The following is a 23,491-nucleotide window of genomic DNA, read 5'->3' as shown; positions in this document are numbered from 1 at the left end:
CTTAACAGTGAGGAGACAACGATATGTGTGATGCTTGCGTGATAAACGCCGTGAAGGACAAGATGCTGTCGCGGCGGAATTTTTTCAAAGCCAGCGCCATGACAGGTGCTGCAGCGGCCCTTGGCGGTGTCGTGGCCACCCCGCAAGCGATGGCGGCCGGACACGGCGGTGTGGTCGATATGACCCACAAGCTCAGCCCCGATTTCCCGACGTTCTTTGGCGTGCCCGGTATTTCCATGGAACAGCCGTTCAATTTTGCCGAGCACGGGTTCAACCTGATGAACCTCAGTATCAACGAACACACGGCCACCCATATCGACGCGCCACTGCATTTTTCCGCCGATGGGGCCAGTGTGGATGAAATCCCGGTGACCGATCTTGTGATCCCGCTCTGTGTGATCGACATTGCCGCCAAAGCGGCAGAGGACGCGGACGCGCAAGTCACCCCGGATGATCTGAAAGCATGGATCGCAGCGAACGGCGATATCCCGGAGCGCGCCTGCATCGCGATGCATTCCGGTTGGGCAGGCAAGACCGCGACCGATGCCTATGTGGGCAATGACGCGGATGGCGTGAAACACTTCCCCGGTTTCCATGTGGAGGCCGCACAGATGCTGGTCGAAGAAACCACCGCCGTTTGCATGGCCGTGGATACGCTCTCGCTGGATCACGGGCCGTCCCCCGATTTCGCAACCCATTACGCTTGGCTGCCCGAAGGCCGCTACGGCATCGAAAACCTCGCAGGGCTGGACAATGTGCCCGCTGCCGGGGCGACCTTGGTCGTGGGCGCACCCAACCATGTGGGCGGCACCGGTGGCCCTGCGCGCATCTTTGCGATGGTCTGATGGCGACGGTTTCGCTGATATCCGATGACGCGGCCAGCCCTGAGGTGCTGGCCGTGTTCGACGACATACGTGCTGTGCGCGGGACGGATTTCATCAATAACTTCTGGCGCGCGCTGGCGCATGACCCGGCGTTGCTCAAAGCCACGTGGGAGCGGCTGAAAGTCGTAATGGGCCCCGGTGATCTCGACCCATTGGTCAAGGAGATGATCTACATCGCCGTTTCCACCGCCAACGGCTGTTCCTACTGCGTGCACTCCCACACCGCAGCCGCCAAAGCAAAAGGCATGAGCGACGCACAACACGGAGAACTGGCCGCCGTCATCGGCATGGCGATGCAAACCAATGGGCTGGTCACGGCGCTGCAGGTGAAGGTCGACGAGGTGTTCAAGGCATGAGGCTGACGTTGTATTCGCAGCACACCAAAGCCGGGCATCCCCCGGCCGCGGGCATGGGGCTGAAAGCCCCCGCCCGGGGGGGCGGTCGGGGGCTGCCCGGCGGAGCCCGCCGTTCACCACCAGCCACGGTACTGGCCGAGAATGACCAGAAAAAAAATTGTGTAAGCGATGGCTTGAAGCCAGAAAGCTGTGCTCGACATGAATTGCCTTTCAATTGGTGTGACTTGTCGAGTGAAGCATTAAGCAGAACAAGAACTGCTTGTCTCAACCAACATTTTAGCTGGACTACAAATTATGCAAAATTTGCGAATGAATTCAGAAGCGATGTGTCCCACGCTTCTCACGGCCTTGTGATCGGAGTGAAATAAATGCCCACCAATATCCCCCGCACCAACTACGCTGCCATGTTCGGCCCCACCACCGGCGACAAGGTGCGTCTTGCTGACACCGACCTCATCATCGAGGTTGAGCGCGACCACACCATCTATGGCGAGGAGGTTAAATTTGGCGGCGGCAAGGTGATCCGCGACGGGATGGGACAGTCTCAGGTCACGCGCGCGGAAGGGGCCATGGACACGGTCATCACCAACGCGCTGATCGTGGATCACACGGGCATCTACAAGGCAGATGTCGGCCTGCGCGACGGGCGCATTGCCAAGATCGGCAAGGCGGGTAACCCCGACACGCAACCGGGTATAGACATCATTATCGGCCCCTCGACCGAGGCCATCGCGGGCGAGGGCAAGATCCTGACAGCGGGCGGGTTCGACAGCCATATCCACTTTATCGCGCCGCAGCAGATCGACGACGCGCTGCACTCTGGCATCACCACGATGCTGGGCGGTGGCACCGGTCCTGCGCATGGCACGCTGGCCACCACCTGCACACCGGGGTCTTGGCACATCGGGCGGATGTTGCAGGCGTTGGATGCCTTCCCCATGAACTTCGGCATCTCGGGCAAAGGGAACGCGTCGCAACCGGCGGCCCTCGTCGAGATGATCGAAGGCGGGGCCTGCGCGATGAAGCTGCACGAGGATTGGGGCACGACACCGGGGGCCATCGACTGCTGCCTGTCCGTGGCCGACGACATGGACGTGCAGGTGATGATCCACACCGATACGCTTAATGAGTCCGGGTTCGTCGAAAACACGGTGGCCGCCATCAAAGGCCGCACGATCCACGCCTTTCACACCGAGGGCGCGGGCGGCGGGCATGCCCCGGATATCATCAAGATCTGTGGCGACGCGAATGTGATCCCCTCTTCCACCAACCCGACGCGGCCCTTCACGGTGAACACGTTGGAAGAGCATCTTGATATGTTGATGGTGTGCCACCACCTCGACAAATCCATCCCCGAAGACGTGGCCTTTGCCGAAAGCCGCATCCGCCGCGAAACCATCGCCGCCGAAGACATCCTGCACGATATGGGCGCGTTTTCCATCATCGCCAGCGACAGTCAGGCCATGGGTCGGGTGGGCGAAGTCATCATCCGCACATGGCAAACCGCCGACAAGATGAAGAAACAGCGCGGCGCATTGGTCGAGGAAACAGGCGACAACGACAATATGCGCGTGCGCCGCTACATCGCGAAGTATACAATTAACCCGGCGATTGCCCACGGCATCAGCCACGAGATCGGCAGCATCGAGGTCGGCAAACGCGCTGATCTGGTGCTGTGGAACCCTGCGTTCTTTGGCGTGAAACCCGAAATGGTACTGATGGCAGGCACCATCGTCTGCGCGCAGATGGGCGACACCAATGCCTCCATCCCCACACCGCAGCCCGTGTATTCGCGCCCCATGTTCGGGGCCTTTGGGCGGTCGGTCGAACACTCCGCCGTAACCTTTGTCAGCGAAGCGGCTCAGACGGCGGGCATCGGCGAGACGCTGGGCCTGCGCAAAGAAACACTCGCCGTAAAGGGCACGCGCGGGATCGGCAAAAAAGACCTGATCCTGAACGACGCCCTGCCCCATATCGAGGTGAACCCCGAAACCTACGAGGTCCGCGCCGATGGTGAACTCCTCACCTGCCAACCCGCCGAGGTGCTGCCGATGGCGCAGCGGTATTTTCTGTTTTGAGTGCCGCGACCGAAACAAGCCTAGAGTATCAACTCTTAGCGAGGGCTTCGGGTTATCTGGAAGCGGCTAGGATCGTGGCTGACGTTAAAGGTGGTAAGACTTCACTGGTTGCACCTATTGGAAACTTGGTTGCGCACGGGCTTGAGGTTTTGATGAAACACTGGCTGCTTCGCAAAGGTGTTCCGGTTGAGGTTCTAAGCAGCTGGAGATATGGACACCAGCCAGAAATGCTTTGGACCGACCCACAGAGCGAAGATCTGCGAGAAGCCGCCGAACAGGAAGGAGCGCGTGCATTGGCGGCGGCGAAAGAGTCCGGACGATTCGTTGATGAAGACTGGCCACAGCCAATAGCGCTGCTGAATGAGCACATTGGCGAACTTTCAAAACTTCATACGTCAGAATCTAACTATGCTTTGCGGTATGCGGCTGCGCCCGATGCAACAGCGCCTGTACCGTTGTTTCTTCTGGACGTATTCCAACCCTTGAAGGATCGGCTGGCTCGTTCTTATTCACGGCAAGACTTCGACATTTGACTGTCCGGAAAATGAGTAGATTACGAATGTGGAGCAAACGTCCGGCGGCACGCCGGGCAGCCCCCGACCGCCCCCATGGGCGGGGGCTTCACCCCCACCCGCGGCCGGGGACCGCCCTAACCGAGAGATATCATGCTAACCGCCCAGAAAATCACCCACAGCCACCATCCGGACGATCACGTGACGCTCGACTATGACGCGCGGTTCCTGCGGCGCAAGGTGTTAGCCACCGACAAGGGGGTTCAGGTGCTCGTGGACCTGCCCCAGACGACTTCGCTGAATGCGGGCGACGCGTTGGAGGCAGCGGATGGCACGCTGATCGGCATCATCGCGGCACCGGAGCCCCTGCTGGAGGTGCGCGGCGAAATGTTGCACCGGATCGCGTGGCACATCGGCAACCGGCATACGCCTTGTCAGATCGAGGACGACCGGCTGTTGATCCAGCGCGATCATGTGATGGCCGATATGCTGGGCAAGATTGGCGCGACAGTGGCCGAAATCGTTGAACCCTTTACACCCGAGGGAGGGGCCTACGGCCACGGGCGCACCCATGGCCATGACCACAGCCACCAGCATGGCCCGGCCCATGATCATTCACACGATACACATCACCATGAGCACTGACGCGTTCCTGACACTCACGCAGTGGCTTTCGCCCGGTTTCCCGGTCGGCGCCTACGCCTATTCGCATGGTCTTGAACAGGTCATTGATCGTGGTGACATGCGCGATGCAAAGGCGCTGCGAGACTGGGTCCAGGACATTTTAGAACACGGAAGTGGGACGAGCGACGGCATTCTCCTTGCGGCGACCTACAAAGCACTCCCGGAAGACGTTAGCCGGATAGACGCCATTGCCCGTGCTTTTGCCAGCTCTGCGGAACGTATGACAGAAACGGTGGATCAGGGCACGGCATTTGCCAAGGCGGTGGATGCCATCTGGGCGACCGACCTTGGACAGCTATGCTACCCCGTTGCGGTTGGGCGCGCGGCCTGTGCGCAGGGCCTGCCACTGGATCTGACACTTGAAATCTACACCCATGCCTTTGCCGCGAACCTTGTGTCTGCAGCGGTGCGTCTGGTGCCTTTGGGGCAAACCGAAGGACAGGCTGTGTTGGCTGCACTGGCGCCGCTGATCCGGCAGGTGGCCCGCCGGTGCCATGATGCCGGTCTTGACGATCTGACCTCCTCCTGCATGGCGCTTGATATTGCCGCCATGCATCATGAAACCCAGTATTCAAAGGTATTTCGCACATGAACGTTGCATCGCCCCTTACGCTGAACGGACCCTTGCGCATTGGCATCGGCGGCCCGGTGGGCGCTGGCAAAACCACGCTTACAGCGGCTCTGGCAAAGGCGCTGAGCCCGCGACATTCGATTGGCGTGATTACCAATGACATTTACACCCAAGAAGACGCCGAAGCGCTGATGCGGTTGCAAATCCTGCCGCAGGATCGGGTGATCGGCGTCGAAACCGGGGGGTGTCCACATACGGCGATCCGCGAAGATGCATCGATCAACCTAGCAGCCGTTGCCGAAATGCAGACGCGTCATCCCGAGATCGAAGCGATCCTGATCGAAAGCGGTGGCGACAACCTGTCAGCCACGTTTTCACCGGAACTGGCGGATGTCACGCTCTACGTCATTGACGTGGCGGCGGGAGAAGAAATTCCGCGCAAGGGCGGCCCGGCCATCACCCGATCCGATGTCCTGATCATCAACAAAACCGATCTGGCCCCGCATGTGGGCGCATCGCTGGAAGTGATGGAGCGGGACGCGACGCGGATGCGCGCAGGCCGCCCCTTTGTCTTTACCGCGTTGCGCCATGGTCAGGGTGTGTCAGAGGTGCTGGATCATCTGCGCGCTATTTCGGGTCTCGGCGCCGATTTGGCGGGCGTCAGCCCCCAATTGGATGGGGGCTGACGGGGTCACTCAAAACTCCACGACGGCTCTGATTGATTTGCCTTGGTGCATGAGGTCGAAGCCGTGGTTGATTTCGTCCAAGCTGAGTTTGTGGGTGATCATGGGGTCGATCTCGATCTTGCCGTCCATGTACCAGTCCACGATCTTGGGCACATCCGTGCGTCCCTTGGCTCCGCCGAACGCCGTGCCGCGCCAGACCCGGCCCGTCACCAGCTGAAACGGGCGCGTCGCAATCTCGGCACCCGCAGGGGCCACGCCGATGATGATGCTCTCGCCCCAGCCCTTGTGCGCCGCCTCGAGAGCCGTGCGCATCACGTTCACATTGCCCGTGGCGTCGAAGGTGTAATCGCAGCCCCCGCCCGACAGTTCGACCAGATGCGCGACCATGTCGCCCTCGACCTTGCTGGGGTTCACGAAATCGGTCAGGCCGAAATGGCGCGCCATCTCTTCCTTGTCGTCGTTCAGATCGACGCCGATGATCTGATCCGCGCCCGCCAGCCGCAGCCCTTGAATCACGTTCAGACCGATGCCGCCCAGCCCGAAGACGGCGGCCGTTGACCCAATCTCAACCTTTGCCGTGTTAATAACGGCACCGATGCCGGTGGTCACGCCGCAGCCGATGTAGCAGATTTTATCAAAGGGCGCGTCCTTGCGCACCTTGGCCAGCGCGATTTCCGGCACAACCGTGTGGTTGGCAAAGGTCGAGCAGCCCATGTAGTGGTGGATCGGCGTGCCATCCAGCATCGAAAACCGGGTTGAGCCATCGGGCAGCAGCCCCTGACCCTGCGTGGCGCGCACTTTCTGGCAGAGGTTCGTCTTGGGGTTCAGGCAGTAGTCACACTCGCGACACTCCGGCGTATAAAGCGGGATCACATGATCGCCCACCTCAAGGCTGGTCACACCCTCGCCGATCTCGATGACAACGCCCGCGCCCTCATGGCCCAGAATGGCCGGAAAGATGCCTTCGGGATCATCGCCCGAGCGCGTGAACTCATCCGTGTGACACAGGCCGGTCGCCTTGATCTCGACCAAAACCTCTCCGGCACGCGGGCCGTCAAGATTGACCTCCATCACCTCAAGAGGCTGCCCAGCCGCAACCGCAACCGCCGCACGCGTTCTCATCATAGTCAAACTCTCCTTCTAATTCGCAGGAACAGAAAGCGCAAAGCCTTGGATGTCAAGGCAGGCGCGGTGGTTTCAGTGACTCGCGTTGAATGAATTCAGTCGCGAAGGTCGTGGAAGACAGATCATTCTCCCCGGCAATCTTGGCCAATAGGAATTGCGCTGCCGCGCGACCCATTTCGATCTGGGGCACACGCACCGTTGTCAGCGCCGGTGTGACCACACGCGCCAGCCCCACATCGTCAAAGCCAACGAAAGACATCTCATCCGGTAGCGACATGCCAATCTCACGTGCGCGCATCATCGCACCGGCGGCCAGCGCATCATTCGCACATAAAACCACGGTCGGCTTTTCCGCCTGCGCCATGATCTGATCAAACGCTGCAGCAGCATCGTCGATCAAATAGGGTGCTTCGACCTCATGGGTGATACGCGCGCCATCGCCAAATCGCGCCACAGCGGCATAGACACCATCGCGTCGCGCCTTGGCACGATCGTTGCTGGCCGTCTGGCCACTGATGACAGCGATCCGCCGATGCCCAAGGCGCATTGCACGTTCTGCTGCGTCACCCGCCGCTGTCGCGTTATCAAACCCCGCGAAAAACTGTCCCTCACGGCTGACGTTACACCACGAGACCACATGCGCCACTCTTCGTTTGTCGATAAAATCCCACGTCTTGTCGGGCCGGTCATTCCCGATCAGCATCAGCCCATCGGCCCCCTGCCCGACCAGTGATTTAATCTGGCGGAATTCCTGTTCAGAATCGAACCCCGTCGTTGCAACCAGCAGAGTGACACCATCAACCGCCAGAGCCTCCTGAAAAGCCTGAAGGCCGCTTGCAAACATCGCGTTGGCCATCGAAGGGATTACGGCACCAACAGTGTTCGTTCGGCTTGACGCGAGCGCACGACCGCCAAAGTTTGGCGTATATCCAAGAGTTTCAATCGCCTTTTCAATCTTCTCCCGTGTACTTGCTGCAACTTTGTCAGGATCGTTCAACGCCCGCGAAATGCTCGCAGTCGAGACCCCGGCCATTTTGGCCACATCTTCCAGAGTGGGTGCTGTAGATTTGACCATCTCACCATCGCCTGACGCTTAGGGTCCAGAGTACGGACCTGGTTGATGTAAGCGCTTGCATTGAGCCATGCAAGCGCTTACACATCTGCATACCAAGGGATTCTATTGGTGGGCAACCCCAACATTGATCCACCAAACATATGTGACACGCTGGAGGCGCGAAATGGCTCGTGAATATCTGAAAAAAGCTGAAAAGACCGCGATGACAGATGCGGGGGACGTGCGCGAGACCGTTCAGAATATTCTGAGCGACATAGAGGCCGGCGGCGATGCTGCGGCGATGCGCTATGCTGAAAAGTTCGATAAATATACCGGCAATGTCATCCTGACCGCAGAAGAGATCGACGCCGCCAGCGCCAAGGTCAGCCAGAAACTGAAAGACGATATCGCGTTTGCACATGACAACGTGCGCCGCTTCGCTGAGGTGCAAAAATCCACAATGAAGGATGTGGAACTTGAAATCGTTCCCGGGTTAATCGCTGGCCAAAAGGCCATCCCCGTGCGGGCTGCCGGATGCTATGTTCCCGGCGGGCGTTACAGCCACATTGCAAGTGCGATCATGACCGTCACCACCGCAAAGGTTGCAGGCTGCCAGCACATCACCGCATGTTCGCCGCCGCGACCCGATGTCGGGATCAATCCCGCGATCGTCTATGCCGCCAACCTCTGCGGTGCCGACAAAATCCTGTCCATGGGTGGGGTTCAGGGGGTCGCCGCCATGACCTTTGGCCTCTTTGATTTGCCAAAAGCGGATATTCTGGTCGGCCCGGGCAACCAGTTTGTCGCCGAAGCCAAGCGCATTTTGTTTGGCCGTGTCGGCATCGATATGATTGCAGGGCCAACCGACAGTCTTGTGCTGGCAGATGCCTCTGCCGACCCCTTCATGGTCGCGACAGACCTCGTCAGCCAGGCAGAGCACGGATATAACTCTCCGGTTTGGCTCGTAACAGATACCCGTGCGTTGGCTGAAAAGGTCATGGAATTGGTACCGGGTCTTATCGACGACCTGCCAGAACTGAACCGGGATAACGCGTTTGCCGCATGGCGTGACTATGCCGAGGTGATCGTCTGTGCCAACCGCGAGGAAATGGCCGACTGCTCAGATGATTACGCCCCCGAACACCTAACCGTACAGGCCGAAGACCTGCCATGGTGGCTGGACCGACTGCAGTGCTACGGCTCGCTCTTTCTGGGCGAAGAGACAACCGTTTCATTTGGTGACAAGGCATCCGGGACCAACCACGTGCTGCCCACATCGCGATCCGCAAAATACACTGGCGGTTTGTCCGTGCATAAATACATGAAAATCGTAACTTGGCAGCGCTCCACCCGGGATGGCGCACGCCCGGTGGCCGAAGCCACGGCGCGGATTTCTCGTCTGGAGGGGATGGAAGGGCACGCGCGCGCCGCGGATGCGCGTCTGCACAAGTACTTTCCGAACGAGAACTTTGACCTCTCAGCAGTGGATTAATTCAGGTGAGCGCGCTCTTTGATGTCAGCGGCAAGGTGGTCTGCGTGACAGGTGCCAGCAGTGGTTTGGGCCGACAAGCCGCCACGATGCTGGCACAGGCAGGCGCCAAAGTCGTCGGCGTCGCGCGTCGCGCAAAGGAATTGGACGCCTGGCATCGTGAGACAGAGGGGCAGACCGCCTGCGTCATAGCCGATCTGGCAGACAGGGATGCCTTGAAAGATGTGGCCACAAAGGTCGGTGTACCATTTGGTGAGGTGGATATCCTGATCAATGCCGCTGGAATCAATACACGTCAGCATGCAGATGAGGTGACAGATGCAGGGTGGGATGTGACCCTGAACCTCAATCTTGCGGCACCCTTTTTTCTCGCCCAAGCGCTTGTCCCAGCGATGAGACAAAACGGGTGGGGCCGGATCATCAATTTCGCCTCTCTGCAATCGCAGCGCGCCTTTCCCAATGGCATCAGCTATGGCGCGTCCAAAGGCGGGGTGGAACAGATGACCCGCGCCATGGCCGAGGCATGGTCAGGCCACGGCATCACCGCGAACGCCGTGGCACCCGGTTTTTTCCGCACGGAACTGACAGGGCCGGTATTTGCCAATCCCGAACTGGCGCAGCGCAACGCGGATCAGACCTGCATCGGGCGCAACGGCGAACCTGTCGACCTTGATGGTCCGCTGATGTTTTTCTGCGCGCCCGCGTCTGACTATGTAACCGGCCAGACCCTTTTCGTTGACGGAGGTTTTACAGCAAAATGAAGGCATTAGTCTATACTGACATTGAGCAATTGACCTATCAGGACCGCCCTTTGCCAACCCCCAACGCGGACGAACATCTGGTGCGCATCGAGGCATCGGGGATTTGCGGGTCGGACATGCATGCCTTTCTCGGTCATGATGAACGCCGCCCTGCCCCACTGACACTTGGACACGAAGCAGCCGGTGTCGTGGTTGGCGGACCGATGGACGGGCGACGCGTCACCCTCAATCCATTGATCACCTGCCTGTCCTGCGACGATTGCAACGCAGGCCGCGAGAACCTTTGCACCAACCGGCAGATCATATCCATGCTGCCACGCGAGGGCGCTTTCGCAGAATACGTCTGCGTGCCCGAGCGTAATCTTGTGACGGTGCCAGATCACGTCGACCTTGAAAAAGCAGCATTGGCCGAACCTATCGCCTGTGGTTGGCACGCCGCCCGGCTCACGCGTGCTGTCTTGGGCAGCGACCTCACGGATACGCGGTGCGCAGTGATTGGCGGGGGCGCAATCGGCGTTGGCGCTGCCTTGGCGCTTGCAGCACAGGGTGCGCGGGATATTACGGTGATTGAGCCAAATGAGCTACGCCGCGCGCGTCTTGCTGATGTTGCAGGTTTTGAGGTTTGCGCGCCGGATGAACCTGCCGCGCCCGAAGCGGGCAGCGTTGACCTTGTGATTGACGGTGTGGGCTATGCGGCCACCCGTGCTGCTGCCTGTATGATGGCCCGTCCGGGCGGGGTGATCGGGCATATCGGCCTCGGGAGCGGTGAAGGCGGTCTTGATGTGCGCCGGATGACTTTGCAGGAAATCACCTTTATTGGTACATACACCTATACGGCGCAGGATTTCCGCGACACGGCTGAGGCCATTTTCGACGGGCGGCTCGGGCCTCTTGACTGGATCGAGACACGCCCCTTGGCGCGGGGTCAAAGCGCGTTTAACGATATACGCAACGGTAAGGTCGCATCGCCGAAAATCGTCCTGATCCCCGAACACGCCGACTAACCCGCCGCCTGCAACCGAAAAAGGACACACCATGTACAAGAAGATCATCGTCTGCCTCGCTCTTGACCACGGAATAAGCGAAACCGCGCTGGCCAAGGCGAAACTGCTGCTGGATGACGGCGGCGAAATCATTGCACTGCATGTCCACGAGTTGCCATCGGGCACCACGAACGCCTATGTCACCGACGATATCGTGGAACGTGAACGGGCGAATGCTGAAAAACGGCTGTTGGAACGCGTGCAGGGTATTCCCAGCGCCAAGGCTGTCTTGATCAACGGCCATACCGGCCGGTCGATCGCGCAATATGCAAAGGAGCAAAACGCCGATTGCATCATTCTGGGGTCTCATAAACCGGGGTTGAGCGATTTCTTTCTCGGCTCTACTGCGGCGAGGATTGTACAGCAGGCGCATTGCTCTGTCGTTGTGTTGCGCTGAACTTGCTCCTGCCTTTCTAAAAAATACGACTTTCACTTCAATCTGAATTCGAGGAGGCCACATACGTGTCCATCAGTTCCAAAATTGTGGACGATTTCATCGCAGAAGGCGTTGAATTCATTACCACAGTTCCGTGCAAACAGCTTGCCGGCGTCATCGACGAAGTCGAGGCACGACCCGAAATCCACCACGTCCCGTCCAATAAGGAAGACGAAGGCATGGGGTTGTGCGCGGGGGCTTTCATGGGGGGCAAGAAACCTGCCATCATCATGCAGAACACCGCGATTGGGGTCACGATCAACACGCTGGCCACGCTGACGCAATACTACCGGATGCCGCTGCCCATGTTGATCTCCTATCGGGGCGAGTTGCGCGAACCCGTGGCCTGTCAGGTCGAGATGGCGGTGCACACCAAGGCGCTGTTGAACCAGATGCTGATCCCCACGTTCCACTTCCATAAGGAATCCGATGCAGCCGAACTGCCTGAGATTCTGAAATACACATTCATGTGCAACAAACCTGTGGCGATCCTGACGGATGCGTCCTTCTGGGGAGGCTATGGCGACCAATGATCCGTTCTGAAATCCTGCGCGAAATCGCGCCCATCCTTCGGGATCACCTCGTTGTCTGCAACATCGGTCTGCCCAGCCAGGAACTGCATATGATCGACGACCAGCCGACCAATTTCTACATGCTCGGCACCATGGGTTTGTCGTCTTCCATCGGGCTTGGCCTTGCCATGGCACAGGACAAAACCGTGATCTCCATCGACGGGGACGGCTCTGTTCTGACCAATATGGGCACTCTGCCTACTATCGCCAACAACGTCGCGGACAACTATATCCTGATGATCATCGACAATGGATCTTACGGTTCCACCGGGGATCAACCGACCTACGCGGGCAAGAAAACGTCGCTGGCGGCAGTGGCATCGGCCTGTGGCTGTGAAAACGTGATCGAGTGTCAGGACAAAGACACCGGCGAGGTTCTGCAAAAAGCCATCGACAGCAAGCAGATGACGATCATCGTCGTGAAATGCGACAGCGGCAACATCAAGCTGCCTGTGATCACCATGGACCCGGTCGTTATTCGCGACCGCTTCATGAAGGCGGTTCAGGCCTGATCTGATGGGTACCGCCATCCACAGCTATGACGACGCCCGCCGCATCGCGCGGCGGCGTCTGCCTTGGATGGTCTTTGACTACATTGACGGGGCGGCGGGCAATGGCGTGGCCGAAGCGCGCAACCTCGCCGCCCTGCGAGACATCGAATTGCAGCCGCGCGTGCTGCGCAACGTTGCGCGTCGCGACATCGGTGTGCAGGTGTTTGAGCACGCGGGTCAAGCTCCCTTTGGCATCAGCCCGATGGGCATGTGCAATCTGTCAGGTCCCGGCGCGGATGTGATGCTGGCGCGCATTGCTGCGAAACATCAGGTGCCTGTCGGTGTCTCGACCGTTGCGTCCACCTCACTGGAAACGATGATCGAAGAGGCGCAGGGACACGCCTGGTTTCAGCTCTACTTTTCCGGGGATGGCAGCGGCACGGCCAAACTGGTGGAGCGTGCCAAAACCGCCGGATACAAAACGCTGATCATGACGCTGGATGTGCCCGAAGTGGGGCGACGTCCGCGCGAATTGCGGCGTGGGTTCAAGATGCCGTTCAGGATCGGTCCGATGCAATTCATCGACTTTGCCCTGCATCCACGCTGGTCCCTCTCCAGCCTCATAGCAGGCGCGCCCGATCTGGCAAACTTCCAGACACCGGAGTTTACCTTTGATCGCACCGAAAGCCGCGCAGCCGCAGATTGGGATTTTCTCAAGCGTTTGCGCGACAGTTGGGATGGCAATCTGGTGGCCAAGGGTGTGACGGATATTGACGATGCCTTGCAGCTGAAAGCGCAGGGCGTTGACGCCATTCAGGTCTCAACCCATGGCGGGCGCCAGCTTGACAGCGCGCCGCCCCCCATTCTTGCGCTCAAACGGATACGCGACGCCATCGGCCCGCAGTACCCCCTGTTTTATGACACCGGGATGCGGTCGGGTGAGGACGTCGTCAAAGCCTATCACATGGGCGCTGATTTTGTCTTCTTTGGGCGCGGGATGCAATTTGCGATTGCGGCGGGTGGGCGCGACGGGCTTGAACAATATTGGAACCTGCTGGCGGATGAGGCCAGCCTCACCCTCGCCCAGATGGGCTTGACCACCCTGCCCAATCGGAGCGACGTCACCCGTTAGCCAAATGTGGATGACTGCTAAAACTTGTCACTCTGCACGCCTGTTTTGGTCCGGCCTGACCACCATGCGTTCAAACAGCTACTTGCGGATCGTAAGGGCGCTCCAAGGACAGCGTCTGCTTGAGCCGTTTCCATGTCGCCTCTTCAAACCGGTCGGGCCACACGACACCCAGTTCTGCGGCTTGTCGCCGGGCGCGCGGCAGAAAAGCACCAGCATAGGCAAGATGCGCCGCGATCATGCCCTCACGGATGGGCAAAGGCGGCGGCAGCGAGATCAGAAGCTCTTGCTGAGCATCCGTCAGCAGCCGATTGAGATGCAGGATGCCACCACGGTGGGGCGCGTTGGTTTCTTCCACTAGCAAATCAACCAGTAACTGCCTGAGGTGATAGACGCCCAAGACACCGTTGATATATTCCTTGCGACCCTCAGCCAAAGGCAAAAGCCCGAGTATTCGAATAAAATCCTCCACCTGACGCAGGAATTTATCCGGGTCCCGCACCCTCGAAGGCGCTTGCGGCGTCAATTGATCGTATAGTCGCTCGGGATCGAAAACGACTTTCAGCGTGTTCTGATAATGCGAAGCCAGCTGCTCAGGCTTGAGAATGATCAGGTCAATGCGCATCCAGTCTTCGGTGATCGCATTGATGAGAACGGGTATGTTCGTGCGATCCCACCACAAAACGATCGTTCCGGTTTGCGACACCGCTTCGCGCCATGCGGCGGCAATCGCATCTGTTGCGCCATTCTCGCACACCAAAACGAAGTCCAGATCGCTATAGGCATCGGCCAAGCCGTTCCCGTGACTGCCACTTAGAAACAGGGCTTGAACCTCCGGCACGTCCTGCAGGGCTGCTGCGATGGTGTTGATCTTCGATTTATCTGACATTGGGTTGCACCTTTTCTGGGACCCAACGGTTTTACCACTGGAAACAATCGTTGCCAAACCGCCCCTGCCCTGTCAGATGCAGCCCGCTAGCGAATAATCCACTGCGTCGCGGTATCCTCCTGCCATCCTGTCTGATGCAAAAGGGGCGTATCTGACTCCGTTTCCGCATACCCAAGGCACAGGTATCCGGTCAGCGACCACTCTGGCGGGACGCCCAATGTGGCGCATACGTCGTCCGGATCAAGGATCGACACCCAACCGACGCCAATATTCTCGGCCCGTGCCGCCAGCCACAATGTGTGGATCGCCATCGCGGTTGAATAGGACAACATCTCCGGCATGCTCTGACGCCCCAAGCCTTTGCCCTCTTCCGGTGCGGTATCGGTAAACACAGCCAGATGAACGGGTGCATCGCGCAGCCCTGCCAGTTTCAGCGCCAGATAGGCCTGCTGATCGCTGCCGGAGTAAAGCTGCGCTGCCTCGGCATTGCTCGCTTCGAAATTCGCGATGATCCGGGCGCGCAGGGCAGTGTCTTCGATCTGAAGGATACGCCAGGGGCGCGAATTTCCGACCGAAGGCGCGCTGTCCATGCTGGCGCGCAGACGTGCCAGCACCTCCGGCGCGACGGGATCGTTGCGAAAATGCCGGACATCACGACGCCACGTCAGGATATCCTGCAACGCTTGTCGATGTGTCTGTGTCAGTTTCACCGCTCGCCCTTTTCTGGCATCCTATCAAATCAACCTGTCCGCAAAAGGCATTTCACAGCCTCATCCGTCGCCTTTGCGCAGCAAATACGTATCCATGATCCAGCCATGATCCGCGCGGGCCCTCGCGCGTTTTTCCACGATCTGCGTGCCGACAGCGCGCAGACGCCCCTTGATGGTTATCTGTTCGGGCATGCCCAGAAAAGCCCCCCACCAGATCATGAGGTCCGGATCATCCAGCGCCATGAAACTGCATTTACCATCCAGCATCACAACGGCAGTCTCTGCTTTGCCCGGCAGGCCATGGGTGCGCAGTTGCTGGCCCGTGGTGACGCAGACCGATCCATCGATGGTGTTGAAGGGGATCGCGTGTGCGGCCGTCAAAGCCTGCAAAGCCGTGATACCCGGCACAACCCGGATCGTGGGGCGCGGCGACAGGCGTTCGGCAATACGCAGGGTGCTGTCGTATAATCCGGGATCGCCCCAGACCAACAGGGCAACCGGACCGGTGATGTCTGTCCCTGCCAAAGCGCCCTGCCACGCCAGCGCGATCTGATCATGCCACAGCGCCACACGCTCCTGATAGGACAGTGTTTCATCCCGCACCGGCATCTCGAACGGCACGACCTTTGCCTGCGCGCCTGCTGCTTCGATGATTTTCAGACGCACCGTGGCGAGGTCATCCTTGCCCGCCCCTTTGCGCGGCAAGAGGATCACGGCTGCGTCGCGGATCGCCTGCTGGCCTTCCAGCGTGATATGCGACATCGCGCCGGTGCCAATCCCGATAAGCCACAGATCAGAGATCATAGCGCGCGCTACCCTTCTGCCAGAGGTCCATAGAAAATCAGCGCCGGTTTTGATCCGACCTCTGACGTCAATGCGGCAACCAGTGCCGCAACGGTGGTTCGGGTGATTGTCTGCTCCTGCGTGCCCACGGCCTCGGCGAGGATCGCAGGCGTTTCGGGGGGCAGGCCGCGCGCCATCAGGGCCTGCGCCAGTCTTGGAAAGGTCCGTTTGCCCATAAAGACGACCGTGCAGGCGGTTTTATCGGCAAGTGCGGTGAGGTCCAGATCATCCGGCAAATCCCCTGATGCGTCATGCCCTGTCACAAACTGGACACGACGCGCGGTGAAACGGCGTGTCAGCGGGATACCGCAGGCAGCAGCAGCGGCAATGGCGGATGGCACGCCGGGAATGATCTCGTATTCAATGCCGGCGGCGCGCAGCGCCACGAGTTCTTCTTCGAGGCGGCCAAACAGACCGCTGTCGCCCGATTTCAGCCGCACGATACGCCCGCCTGCCTCGGCGTATTCGACCAGCAAACGGCTGACGTGCTGTTGACGGGGTGACGGGCGGCCCGCCCGTTTACCCACACCCACCAGATCGGCGCCCTGCTTGGCATGGGTCAAAATCGGGCCAGAGGATAAATCATCAAACAGAACAGCGTCCGCGCGCTTGAGCCGGTCCACCGCCTTGAGGGTCAGCAACTCCGGATCGCCCGGCCCGGAGCCGACGAAGGAAACGAATCCGCTCATGCTGCCTCTGGCGTAATGAGGTGAAAAAACGTCCCCGTCACATTGCCGCGCAACGACCCGGTTTCAGGCACCGGGTTGCCATCCGCGTCGAACACATCCGCCAGCGCCGCATCCGGTTGCTCCAGAATGGTCGAATAATGAAACTCATGCCCGCGCAGCGCCTGACCGGTGGCAAAACCGGGCATCGCCGCCCCCAGAACGGCACGACGATAGCCAAGGTGGAATTTCCTTTTCTCATAAGAGGTCACAAGGCCAAGCAACCCGGCCATCGCATGGGTGTTACCCTCCTTGTCGATCAATGCGGTGCCAAGCGCCATGTATCCACCGCATTCCCCATGTACCGGGCGCGTCTCTGCATGGGCGCGCAAACCAGCGAGAAACTGCGACGCCGCCGCCAATTGCCCTGCGTGCAATTCCGGATACCCGCCGGGCAACCATACCAGATCAGCGCTCGTATCAGGTGCCTCATCGGCCAGCGGCGAAAACGGTAGGATCTCGGCCCCCGCAGCGCGCCAGCCCTTCAGCAGATGCGGGTAGGTGAACGAAAAGGCGGCATCTTGCGCAAGCGCAATGCGCTGTGCGGGCGGGCGCGGCAGCCCGCCGCCTGATTTCTGCACAGCACCCGCCGCCGCCGCACGGATCGCCGGCAGATCGACATGCGCGCGCAGGAATTCGGCATACCCCGCAATCGCGGTTTCCAGATCGGGATGTTCAACCGCCTGAATAAGGCCAAGGTGACGTTCCGGCAGGCTCAGATCCCCCCGGCGGGGCAAAACGCCCAAAACCGGGATGCCAGCCTTGTCCATGCCAAGGCGCGCAAGCCGTTCGTGACGCGGGCTGGCCACGCGGTTCAGAATCACACCTGCAAAGGGCAAATCAGGTGCATAGGCTTTGAACCCCAGTGCCGTGGCCGCCGCAGATTGCGCCTGACCGCCCACATCGACGACCAAAATCACCGGCCAGCCCATCCGCATCGCCGTCTCCGCGCTGGAGCCAAAGCCGGTCTGGCCTTTTGTGGCGACCCCATCATACAGCCCCATGGACCCTTCCGCGATACAGATATCCGCGTCCATCATCTCAGCCGCGATCCCATTCAGCAGCGCGGGGTCCATCGCCCAGGTATCAAGGTTGAACGAGGGCCGCCCGCTGGCTGCACGGTGAAACGCCGGATCAATGTAATCAGGCCCGGATTTATAGGGCTGCACCGTCAATCCGTCATCACGCAAGGCGCGCAACAGGCCCAGCATCACAGTTGTTTTCCCCGTCCCCGAGGAGGGCGCGGAAATCAGCAGGCCGGGGGGTACGTCAGTCATCGCCATGTCTCCATTCCGACCACGGGCTTTGTGCCGATTGTGGTCTGTAACGTCTGTCATAATCAGCGGCGTATAACCGGCTTTCCGCGAAATCCTCACCGCCGATGGCCGGGCCGACCAAAATCAAGGCGGTGCGTGAAATGTCCGGATCAAGCTGGGCCTGCACCGTGGCGAGCGTGGCGCGCAGCACACGTTCATCGGGCCAACTCGCGCGAAAAACCACAGCGACCGGGCACGCCGCACCATAATGCGGGGTCAGGTCCTCAACCACTTTCGCAAGGTTCCCGATCGACAGATGCAGCGCGAGCGTAGCACCTGTCGCACCAAAATTCGCGAGCGTCTCACGTTCTGGCATGGACGACGCCCGGCCCTGCGTTCGGGTCAGAACCAGTGATTGGGACAGCCCCGGCAGCGTCAACTCCTGCCCCAGACTTGCGGCGGCGGCGGCAAAAGACGGCACGCCCGGCGTCACGCTAAAGGGGATATCCAGCGCTTTGAGACGTCGCAATTGTTCGCCCATGGCAGACCACAGCGACAAATCCCCCGAATGCAACCGCGCCACATCCTGCCCGGCGGCATGGGCATCAGCAATCTCAGCGATGATCGCATCAAGGTCCAAGGGTGCCGTGTTGATGATCCGCGTCCCCGGCGGGCAATGGTCCAGCACAGCCTCAGGCACGAGCGACCCCGCATATAGGCACACCGGGCAAGCGGCGATAAGATCACGCCCGCGCAGCGTCAACAGATCCGCCGCACCCGGGCCTGCACCGATGAAATGAACCGTCATGCGCCCTCTCCTATCGCCAGTGCACAAGTTGCCTTGCCATCGGATGATTTGACGCGCGGTGCAAGCAGTTTTGCGCCCGGCCCGGCTGCGGCAAGGGCTGCGGCCTCGGCAACCGATCCCGTGCCCCGCGCCGCCTGTGACGCCGCCGATTGCGTTTGCGTCACCTGTTTGCGCAAGGCCGGTGCGGACACAGCGATGATGGGCAAAGACATGTCAGCGGCGAGGGTCCGAAACCCCTTGGCACACGTTTTGTCGTCTATGGTTGCGATTGCATCAACGGTGGTTTGTGACCCCGTTTCAGACAGCGCATCCCTGAGGCTGGCCGCTGTTGCAGCCGATTGAAACCCAAAACCTGCCACGATCATAGCACGCCGCTCCACTGCACGAGGGGATAGGATGGCTTCCACGCGGTTTTGGCACCCAGCGGTTGCGCGGTCGACACATCAATACGCAACAACTCACCCCCCTTGATCGCATGCGTTTCCGCCAGTAGGCGTTCAGCCTCGAGCGTGACGGCGTTGGCGACAATGCGCGTTCCGGCGGGCAATAGTCCCTCCAGCGCATCCATCATTTCCGCGCTTAATCCGCCCCCAATGAACACCGCATCAGGGCTTGGCAACCCGGTCAGCACATCGGGCGCCTCTCCGTGGACAACCCGCAAACGATCCACCCCAAGCGCCGCTGCGTTGTGTTCAATCAGCCCCACGCGATCTGCGCGCGGTTCAACCGAAATGGCGCGGCACGCCCGGTGCGCCAGCAGCCATTCGATGCCGACGGACCCTGACCCGCCACCGATGTCCCACAGCAACTCCCCCGGTTTCGGTGCGAGGGACGACAGGGTTACGGCCCGCACCGGGCGTTTGGTCATCACGCCGTCGGTTTCGAAGATTGCATCCGGCAGACCAGCAGCGACGGGCAGCACTGCACCGGCGCCCTTGGGCTTGAGCGCCACGCAGACCGGATGCTGAAATGCGCGGGGCTGCACGTCGTCGGCGCGCAGCGGCGTGCATTTTTCACGCGGCCCGCCAAGCGCCTCCATCACGGTCAGCTCGCTTTCGCCAAACCCTTCGCCTTGCAGGTATTGCGTAAGCGCGTGCACGGCATCCCCATCGCGCAACAAGACCACAAGCTGAAGATGTGGTGCAAGAAAGGGACGAAGCCGCGTCAAGGGGGCCGCATGCAGGCCAAGGCAGATCGTCTGATCAATCGCCCAGCCCATATGGCTCGCGGCCCGCGCGAAAGTGGATGGCGCGGGCAGACATCGCCACTCGCCCGCCTCAAATTCACGCGCAATGACGGAGCCTGCGCCGAACCAGAACGGATCACCCGACGCCAGAACCACGACCTGTTGCCCCCGCAGGGATGCCAAAAGCCCTATCCCGTCAGAAAACGGCACAGGCCATTCGATCAGCCTGGCAGTGGTCTCGGCGAGCAATGACAAATGCCGCCGCGGCGCCATGATCACCTCGGCAGCGGCAAGGGCCTTATGGCTTGCAGGGGGCAGGCCATCCGGTCCATCTTCGCCCAGACCGATGATGGTGATCCAAGGGGCTTTAGTCATGACGCCAAACCTGCTGATACTCGGCGGCACGACCGAGGCCACGGCGCTGGCCAATGCGCTGGCAAAAGCTGGGGTCAAAGGCACCGTGTCTTTTGCGGGGCGCGTGGAACGACCGATCCGCCAACCCTTGCCGCAGCGTGTCGGCGGTTTTGGTGGCGCAGAAGGTCTTGCGCGTTACATGCGGGCGGAAAAGATCACCCATCTGGTCGATGCAACCCATCCGTTCGCCGCGCAGATGAGCCGCAATGCGGTCGCGGCCTCTGCGCAGGCCGAGGTGCCGATGATCGCCCTGACCCGTCCCAAATGGGACCCCGAACCGCAGGACAAATGGCAGCATGTTGCGGATATCGCGGGGGCCGTTGCGGCGCTTGAGCGCGCGCCGCTGCGGGTGATGCTGGCGGTGGGGCGCATGCATCTGGCCGATTTCGCGCCCAACCCGCAGCATTTTTATCTGTTGCGGCTGGTGGATCCGCCAAAGGCCGCGCTGCCATTGCCCGACGCACAGGTGATTGTCGCGCGTGGCCCATTTACCGAACCCGACGACCGGGCCTTGATGCAGGAGCACAGGATCGACATCGTCGTGTCGAAAAATGCCGGCGGCAGCGGCGCCTATGCCAAGATCGCCGCCGCGCGCGCGCTTGGGCTGCCGGTCATCATGATAGACCGCCCGTCTGTGCCGGAGCGGCACGAGGTCGCGACCCCCGCTGACGTGCTGGCCTGGCTCAGCCATCAGGAAACCGACCGCGGGGTGTAAACGATGGGATCGCCCGCCCGTTCAATCAGCCGCGTCTGGGATGAGCCGACCAACACCACGGTGCGCATATCCGCCATTTCAGGCGTCGCCTCGGCAAGCCGCACCACATCGATCTTCTGCTCGGGCGTGGAAACCGCGCGGGCAAAAATCAGCAACCGCTCAGGCGCGCACCCCTCGCGCAGAACATCGAGGACACGGGCAAAACCATCGGGGCGCGCTTTGGAGCGTGGATTGTAAAAACCCATTGCAAAATCAGCTTCCACCGCCAGTCGCAGCCGCTTTTCGATCAGATCCCATGGTTTCAGGTTATCGCTCAGGTTGATCGCGCAAAAGTCATGACCAAGCGGCGCACCCGCCGCCGCCGATGCGGCGAGCATGGCGGTAATGCCGGGTAAAACCCGCACATCCAACGCGCGCCACGTCGCATCGCCCGCTTCAAGGGCTTCGAAAACAGCCGAGGCCATCGCAAAGACACCTGGATCACCAGAGCTGACCACCACCACACGGCGGCCATCGGCAGCCATCTGCAAAGCGTGGCGCGCGCGATCCAATTCCACCCGGTTGTCGCTTTCGTGCAAGGTCAGACCGGCGCGCGGCGCAATGCGGCGCACATAGGGAATGTAGCCGACGATATCTGTGGCCTGCGCGATTGCCTCCGTCACTTCTGGGGTAATGCAGCTCTCCCGACCCGGTCCAAGACCCGCGATGATGACCCAGCCGCTCACGGCCTGCGGCCCTGTCCATGCACGATGATGATTGAAAAATAGGGCAGTGTTTCCGCGTCGAACTCGGCCAGAGGGCAGATTTCCTGCCCCTCCATGCTGGCGTATTTCACAAGGATCGCGCGCTCCGCCTTGCCCGCCGCCGCCAGTGCCCGGCGCACCTTGGGCAGGTTGCGCCCGATTTTCATAACGACCAATGCATCGGCCTGTGTCATCGCATTGGTTAACGTCTCTTCGTCCAGCGTGCCCATCACGGTCGACAGAATGTCATCGCCCCATGTGATCGGCGCGCCACTCGCTGTCCAGGCGGCAGACATGCCCGTGATGGCCGGAATCACTTCGATCGGCAGACTGTCTTTCAAACGCGTGTAAACATGCATGAAAGAGCCATAAAAGAACGGGTCCCCCTCGCACAGCACCACAACGTCTTCGCCCGCTTGCACAAGCGTTTGCAGATGCGTGGTGCAGTCGGTGTAAAAGGCCGAAAGTGCCGCGTTGTAGCGCGGATCAGACAGCGGGATCTCGGTCGTGACCGGGTATTCCATCGCAAAGGGCACCACATCATCGCGCAACATCCCATCTACAATGGTGCGCGCGCGACCGGCACGGCCTTTCTTACGGAAGTAGGCAATGTTGCGGGTCTCGCGCACGAGACGATCTGATTTGACGCTCATCAGCTCCCGATCACCGGGACCCAAACCGACGCCATATAATACGCCGGTCATTCCGCGCGACTCGCGATGGCATTGATGGCCGCGACGGTGATGGCGCTGCCGCCCAGACGACCCTCGACAATGATCGATGGCACCGGGTTCGCCGCCCATAACGCGTCTTTGCTCTCTCTTGCGCCGACAAACCCGACGGGGCAGCCGATGATCGCCGCAGGCCGTGGGCAGTCCGGATCTTCGAGCATCTCCAGCAGGTGAAACAGCGCGGTTGGCGCATTGCCGATCGCCACAACCGCGCCCTCCAGACGGTCCCGCCAAAGCTCAAGCGCTGCAGCCGAACGCGTTGTGCCAAGTCTTGCGGCCATGTCCGGCACCCGGGCATCCCGCAGGGTGCAGATCACATCGTTATCGGCGGGCAGGCGTTTGCGTGTCACCCCTTCGCTCACCATATAGGCATCGCAAAAAATCGGCGCACCCCGCATCAACGCATCCCGCGCCGCTGCGACCATGCCGGGGGCAACTTTCACATGCTCTTCCAAGCCCACCAAACCTGCAGCGTGGATCATGCGCACGACGACTTGCTCTTCGTCGGGTGCAAAACGCTCCAACGCCGCTTCGGCACGAATGGTTGCGAAGCTTTCCAGATAGATGGCCGCCCCATCTTTTTCATATTGGTAAGGCATG

28 protein-coding genes are annotated in these 23,491 nt (G+C 60.4%); 15 read left to right on the top strand and 13 right to left on the bottom strand.

All coding sequences use genetic code 11. The features are described from left to right. Positions 1 to 23: 23 nt before the first annotated feature. From RLO149_RS03180 to ureG, 7 genes are all read left to right on the top strand, one after another. Positions 24 to 845, top strand: a complete 822-nt coding sequence (locus RLO149_RS03180) for a cyclase family protein (RefSeq protein WP_013960615.1) — start codon at positions 24 to 26, stop codon at positions 843 to 845. Then, positions 845 to 1,240: a carboxymuconolactone decarboxylase family protein gene (locus RLO149_RS03175; protein WP_013960614.1), complete on the top strand. Its 396-nt coding sequence runs from the start codon at positions 845 to 847 to the stop codon at positions 1,238 to 1,240. The genes RLO149_RS03180 and RLO149_RS03175 overlap by 1 nt, the downstream gene beginning before the upstream one ends. Before the next feature lie 368 nt (positions 1,241 to 1,608). Further along, positions 1,609 to 3,318 carry an urease subunit alpha gene (gene ureC / locus RLO149_RS03170; protein WP_013960613.1) on the top strand — a complete coding sequence of 570 codons (1,710 nt, stop codon included), beginning with the start codon at positions 1,609 to 1,611 and terminating at the stop codon, positions 3,316 to 3,318. A gap of 74 nt (positions 3,319 to 3,392) precedes the next feature. Beyond that, the gene (locus RLO149_RS03165) at positions 3,393 to 3,851 is read left to right on the top strand and encodes a hypothetical protein (protein ID WP_013960612.1); all 459 of its coding nucleotides are present in this window, start codon (positions 3,393 to 3,395) and stop codon (positions 3,849 to 3,851) included. A 132-nt stretch (positions 3,852 to 3,983) separates the two neighbouring features. Further along, on the top strand, positions 3,984 to 4,475 hold the full coding sequence (ureE, locus tag RLO149_RS03160) for an urease accessory protein UreE (RefSeq protein WP_013960611.1): 492 nt from the start codon (positions 3,984 to 3,986) through the stop codon (positions 4,473 to 4,475). After that, positions 4,438 to 5,106 (top strand): urease accessory protein UreF, encoded by a 669-nt coding sequence (locus tag RLO149_RS03155; protein ID WP_083825436.1) that lies wholly within the window; start codon positions 4,438 to 4,440, stop codon positions 5,104 to 5,106. Before ureE ends, RLO149_RS03155 begins: the two co-directional genes overlap by 38 nt. Further along, the gene (gene ureG, locus RLO149_RS03150) at positions 5,103 to 5,771 is read left to right on the top strand and encodes an urease accessory protein UreG (RefSeq protein WP_013960609.1); all 669 of its coding nucleotides are present in this window, start codon (positions 5,103 to 5,105) and stop codon (positions 5,769 to 5,771) included. The genes RLO149_RS03155 and ureG overlap by 4 nt, the downstream gene beginning before the upstream one ends. 9 nt (positions 5,772 to 5,780) lie before the next feature. Here ureG and RLO149_RS03145 read toward each other — a convergent pair whose 3' ends face one another. Together RLO149_RS03145 and RLO149_RS03140 are read right to left on the bottom strand one after the other, a co-directional pair. Beyond that, a complete protein-coding gene (locus RLO149_RS03145) occupies positions 5,781 to 6,893 on the bottom strand; it encodes an S-(hydroxymethyl)glutathione dehydrogenase/class III alcohol dehydrogenase (protein WP_044025512.1) in 1,113 nt (370 codons plus the stop codon). Positions 6,894 to 6,948: 55 nt separating this feature from the next. Beyond that, entirely contained in the window at positions 6,949 to 7,971 is a 1,023-nt protein-coding gene (locus tag RLO149_RS03140; protein ID WP_013960607.1) for a LacI family DNA-binding transcriptional regulator, read from the bottom strand. A 163-nt stretch (positions 7,972 to 8,134) separates the two neighbouring features. Between RLO149_RS03140 and hisD the strand changes: the two genes are divergently transcribed. The 7 genes from hisD (at position 8,135) to RLO149_RS03105 (ending at position 13,874) form a co-directional block, all read left to right on the top strand. Further along, positions 8,135 to 9,442, top strand: coding sequence for a histidinol dehydrogenase (gene hisD, locus RLO149_RS03135; protein ID WP_013960606.1), 1,308 nt, complete (start codon positions 8,135 to 8,137; stop codon positions 9,440 to 9,442). A gap of 5 nt (positions 9,443 to 9,447) precedes the next feature. Next, positions 9,448 to 10,200 (top strand): SDR family NAD(P)-dependent oxidoreductase, encoded by a 753-nt coding sequence (locus RLO149_RS03130; RefSeq protein WP_013960605.1) that lies wholly within the window; start codon positions 9,448 to 9,450, stop codon positions 10,198 to 10,200. Then, a complete protein-coding gene (locus RLO149_RS03125) occupies positions 10,197 to 11,204 on the top strand; it encodes an alcohol dehydrogenase catalytic domain-containing protein (RefSeq protein WP_013960604.1) in 1,008 nt (335 codons plus the stop codon). The genes RLO149_RS03130 and RLO149_RS03125 overlap by 4 nt, the downstream gene beginning before the upstream one ends. A 31-nt stretch (positions 11,205 to 11,235) precedes the next feature. Next, on the top strand, positions 11,236 to 11,640 hold the full coding sequence (locus RLO149_RS03120) for a universal stress protein (protein WP_013960603.1): 405 nt from the start codon (positions 11,236 to 11,238) through the stop codon (positions 11,638 to 11,640). A 65-nt stretch (positions 11,641 to 11,705) separates the two neighbouring features. Further along, positions 11,706 to 12,212 (top strand): sulfopyruvate decarboxylase subunit alpha, encoded by a 507-nt coding sequence (comD, locus tag RLO149_RS03115; RefSeq protein WP_013960602.1) that lies wholly within the window; start codon positions 11,706 to 11,708, stop codon positions 12,210 to 12,212. Next, complete coding sequence (comE, locus tag RLO149_RS03110) at positions 12,209 to 12,763, top strand: sulfopyruvate decarboxylase subunit beta (RefSeq protein WP_013960601.1); 555 nt, start codon at positions 12,209 to 12,211, stop codon at positions 12,761 to 12,763. Before comD ends, comE begins: the two co-directional genes overlap by 4 nt. 4 nt (positions 12,764 to 12,767) lie before the next feature. Further along, positions 12,768 to 13,874 (top strand): alpha-hydroxy acid oxidase, encoded by a 1,107-nt coding sequence (locus RLO149_RS03105; protein ID WP_013960600.1) that lies wholly within the window; start codon positions 12,768 to 12,770, stop codon positions 13,872 to 13,874. Positions 13,875 to 13,944: 70 nt separating this feature from the next. Here RLO149_RS03105 and RLO149_RS03100 read toward each other — a convergent pair whose 3' ends face one another. The 8 genes from RLO149_RS03100 to RLO149_RS03065 all read right to left on the bottom strand — a co-directional run bounded on the left by RLO149_RS03100 (position 13,945) and on the right by RLO149_RS03065 (position 20,663). After that, positions 13,945 to 14,760, bottom strand: a complete 816-nt coding sequence (locus tag RLO149_RS03100; RefSeq protein WP_013960599.1) for an aminoglycoside 6-adenylyltransferase — start codon at positions 14,758 to 14,760, stop codon at positions 13,945 to 13,947. A gap of 86 nt (positions 14,761 to 14,846) precedes the next feature. Then, positions 14,847 to 15,470, bottom strand: coding sequence for a 5,6-dimethylbenzimidazole synthase (bluB, locus tag RLO149_RS03095; protein ID WP_013960598.1), 624 nt, complete (start codon positions 15,468 to 15,470; stop codon positions 14,847 to 14,849). Positions 15,471 to 15,530: 60 nt separating this feature from the next. Beyond that, positions 15,531 to 16,274, bottom strand: coding sequence for a precorrin-6A synthase (deacetylating) (cobF, locus tag RLO149_RS03090; protein ID WP_013960597.1), 744 nt, complete (start codon positions 16,272 to 16,274; stop codon positions 15,531 to 15,533). Positions 16,275 to 16,282: 8 nt separating this feature from the next. After that, entirely contained in the window at positions 16,283 to 17,002 is a 720-nt protein-coding gene (cobA, locus tag RLO149_RS03085) for a uroporphyrinogen-III C-methyltransferase (protein WP_013960596.1), read from the bottom strand. Then, positions 16,999 to 18,315 carry a cobyrinic acid a,c-diamide synthase CobB gene (locus RLO149_RS03080; protein WP_013960595.1) on the bottom strand — a complete coding sequence of 439 codons (1,317 nt, stop codon included), beginning with the start codon at positions 18,313 to 18,315 and terminating at the stop codon, positions 16,999 to 17,001. The genes cobA and RLO149_RS03080 overlap by 4 nt, the downstream gene beginning before the upstream one ends. Continuing rightward, positions 18,308 to 19,102, bottom strand: a complete 795-nt coding sequence (gene cobM, locus RLO149_RS03075; RefSeq protein ID WP_013960594.1) for a precorrin-4 C(11)-methyltransferase — start codon at positions 19,100 to 19,102, stop codon at positions 18,308 to 18,310. Before cobM ends, RLO149_RS03080 begins: the two co-directional genes overlap by 8 nt. After that, entirely contained in the window at positions 19,099 to 19,467 is a 369-nt protein-coding gene (locus tag RLO149_RS03070) for a cobalamin biosynthesis protein (protein ID WP_013960593.1), read from the bottom strand. Before RLO149_RS03070 ends, cobM begins: the two co-directional genes overlap by 4 nt. Further along, positions 19,464 to 20,663 carry a bifunctional cobalt-precorrin-7 (C(5))-methyltransferase/cobalt-precorrin-6B (C(15))-methyltransferase gene (locus RLO149_RS03065; RefSeq protein ID WP_013960592.1) on the bottom strand — a complete coding sequence of 400 codons (1,200 nt, stop codon included), beginning with the start codon at positions 20,661 to 20,663 and terminating at the stop codon, positions 19,464 to 19,466. The genes RLO149_RS03070 and RLO149_RS03065 overlap by 4 nt, the downstream gene beginning before the upstream one ends. On the opposite strand from RLO149_RS03065, the gene RLO149_RS03060 reads away from it, so the two are divergent. After that, on the top strand, positions 20,662 to 21,417 hold the full coding sequence (locus tag RLO149_RS03060) for a cobalt-precorrin-6A reductase (RefSeq protein ID WP_013960591.1): 756 nt from the start codon (positions 20,662 to 20,664) through the stop codon (positions 21,415 to 21,417). The genes RLO149_RS03065 and RLO149_RS03060 overlap by 2 nt on opposite strands. Here RLO149_RS03060 and cobJ read toward each other — a convergent pair. The 3 genes from cobJ to RLO149_RS03045 are packed head-to-tail and all read right to left on the bottom strand — an operon-like array spanning position 21,393 to position 23,490. Beyond that, positions 21,393 to 22,142: a precorrin-3B C(17)-methyltransferase gene (cobJ, locus tag RLO149_RS03055; protein ID WP_013960590.1), complete on the bottom strand. Its 750-nt coding sequence runs from the start codon at positions 22,140 to 22,142 to the stop codon at positions 21,393 to 21,395. The genes RLO149_RS03060 and cobJ overlap by 25 nt on opposite strands. Continuing rightward, positions 22,139 to 22,864 (bottom strand): precorrin-2 C(20)-methyltransferase, encoded by a 726-nt coding sequence (locus tag RLO149_RS03050; protein WP_013960589.1) that lies wholly within the window; start codon positions 22,862 to 22,864, stop codon positions 22,139 to 22,141. Before RLO149_RS03050 ends, cobJ begins: the two co-directional genes overlap by 4 nt. Beyond that, the gene (locus RLO149_RS03045) at positions 22,861 to 23,490 is read right to left on the bottom strand and encodes a precorrin-8X methylmutase (protein WP_013960588.1); all 630 of its coding nucleotides are present in this window, start codon (positions 23,488 to 23,490) and stop codon (positions 22,861 to 22,863) included. Before RLO149_RS03045 ends, RLO149_RS03050 begins: the two co-directional genes overlap by 4 nt. Position 23,491: the final 1 nt, after the last annotated feature.

Source organism: Roseobacter litoralis Och 149, from assembly GCF_000154785.2.
Classification (GTDB): domain Bacteria; phylum Pseudomonadota; class Alphaproteobacteria; order Rhodobacterales; family Rhodobacteraceae; genus Roseobacter; species Roseobacter litoralis.
This window is presented reverse-complemented; position numbering and strand designations above follow the sequence as displayed.

What these genes read in the sequence shown, in the direction of transcription:
- cobA (WP_013960596.1), bottom strand. Translation starts at nt 17,002, where the DNA reads ATGAGCGGATTCGTTTCCTTCGTCGGCTCCGGGCCGGGCGATCCGGAG.
- RLO149_RS03175 (WP_013960614.1), top strand. Translation starts at nt 845, where the DNA reads ATGGCGACGGTTTCGCTGATATCCGATGACGCGGCCAGCCCTGAGGTG.
- ureG (WP_013960609.1), top strand. Translation starts at nt 5,103, where the DNA reads ATGAACGTTGCATCGCCCCTTACGCTGAACGGACCCTTGCGCATTGGC.
- RLO149_RS03070 (WP_013960593.1), bottom strand. Translation starts at nt 19,467, where the DNA reads ATGATCGTGGCAGGTTTTGGGTTTCAATCGGCTGCAACAGCGGCCAGC.
- RLO149_RS03180 (WP_013960615.1), top strand. Translation starts at nt 24, where the DNA reads ATGTGTGATGCTTGCGTGATAAACGCCGTGAAGGACAAGATGCTGTCG.
- RLO149_RS03050 (WP_013960589.1), bottom strand. Translation starts at nt 22,864, where the DNA reads ATGACCGGCGTATTATATGGCGTCGGTTTGGGTCCCGGTGATCGGGAG.
- RLO149_RS03080 (WP_013960595.1), bottom strand. Translation starts at nt 18,315, where the DNA reads ATGACTGACGTACCCCCCGGCCTGCTGATTTCCGCGCCCTCCTCGGGG.
- RLO149_RS03120 (WP_013960603.1), top strand. Translation starts at nt 11,236, where the DNA reads ATGTACAAGAAGATCATCGTCTGCCTCGCTCTTGACCACGGAATAAGC.
- RLO149_RS03060 (WP_013960591.1), top strand. Translation starts at nt 20,662, where the DNA reads ATGACGCCAAACCTGCTGATACTCGGCGGCACGACCGAGGCCACGGCG.
- RLO149_RS03145 (WP_044025512.1), bottom strand. Translation starts at nt 6,893, where the DNA reads ATGAGAACGCGTGCGGCGGTTGCGGTTGCGGCTGGGCAGCCTCTTGAG.
- cobM (WP_013960594.1), bottom strand. Translation starts at nt 19,102, where the DNA reads ATGACGGTTCATTTCATCGGTGCAGGCCCGGGTGCGGCGGATCTGTTG.
- cobF (WP_013960597.1), bottom strand. Translation starts at nt 16,274, where the DNA reads ATGATCTCTGATCTGTGGCTTATCGGGATTGGCACCGGCGCGATGTCG.
- hisD (WP_013960606.1), top strand. Translation starts at nt 8,135, where the DNA reads ATGGCTCGTGAATATCTGAAAAAAGCTGAAAAGACCGCGATGACAGAT.
- RLO149_RS03125 (WP_013960604.1), top strand. Translation starts at nt 10,197, where the DNA reads ATGAAGGCATTAGTCTATACTGACATTGAGCAATTGACCTATCAGGAC.
- comE (WP_013960601.1), top strand. Translation starts at nt 12,209, where the DNA reads ATGATCCGTTCTGAAATCCTGCGCGAAATCGCGCCCATCCTTCGGGAT.
- RLO149_RS03045 (WP_013960588.1), bottom strand. Translation starts at nt 23,490, where the DNA reads ATGCCTTACCAATATGAAAAAGATGGGGCGGCCATCTATCTGGAAAGC.
- RLO149_RS03100 (WP_013960599.1), bottom strand. Translation starts at nt 14,760, where the DNA reads ATGTCAGATAAATCGAAGATCAACACCATCGCAGCAGCCCTGCAGGAC.
- RLO149_RS03140 (WP_013960607.1), bottom strand. Translation starts at nt 7,971, where the DNA reads ATGGTCAAATCTACAGCACCCACTCTGGAAGATGTGGCCAAAATGGCC.
- RLO149_RS03155 (WP_083825436.1), top strand. Translation starts at nt 4,438, where the DNA reads ATGATCATTCACACGATACACATCACCATGAGCACTGACGCGTTCCTG.
- RLO149_RS03105 (WP_013960600.1), top strand. Translation starts at nt 12,768, where the DNA reads ATGGGTACCGCCATCCACAGCTATGACGACGCCCGCCGCATCGCGCGG.
- RLO149_RS03065 (WP_013960592.1), bottom strand. Translation starts at nt 20,663, where the DNA reads ATGACTAAAGCCCCTTGGATCACCATCATCGGTCTGGGCGAAGATGGA.
- ureE (WP_013960611.1), top strand. Translation starts at nt 3,984, where the DNA reads ATGCTAACCGCCCAGAAAATCACCCACAGCCACCATCCGGACGATCAC.
- ureC (WP_013960613.1), top strand. Translation starts at nt 1,609, where the DNA reads ATGCCCACCAATATCCCCCGCACCAACTACGCTGCCATGTTCGGCCCC.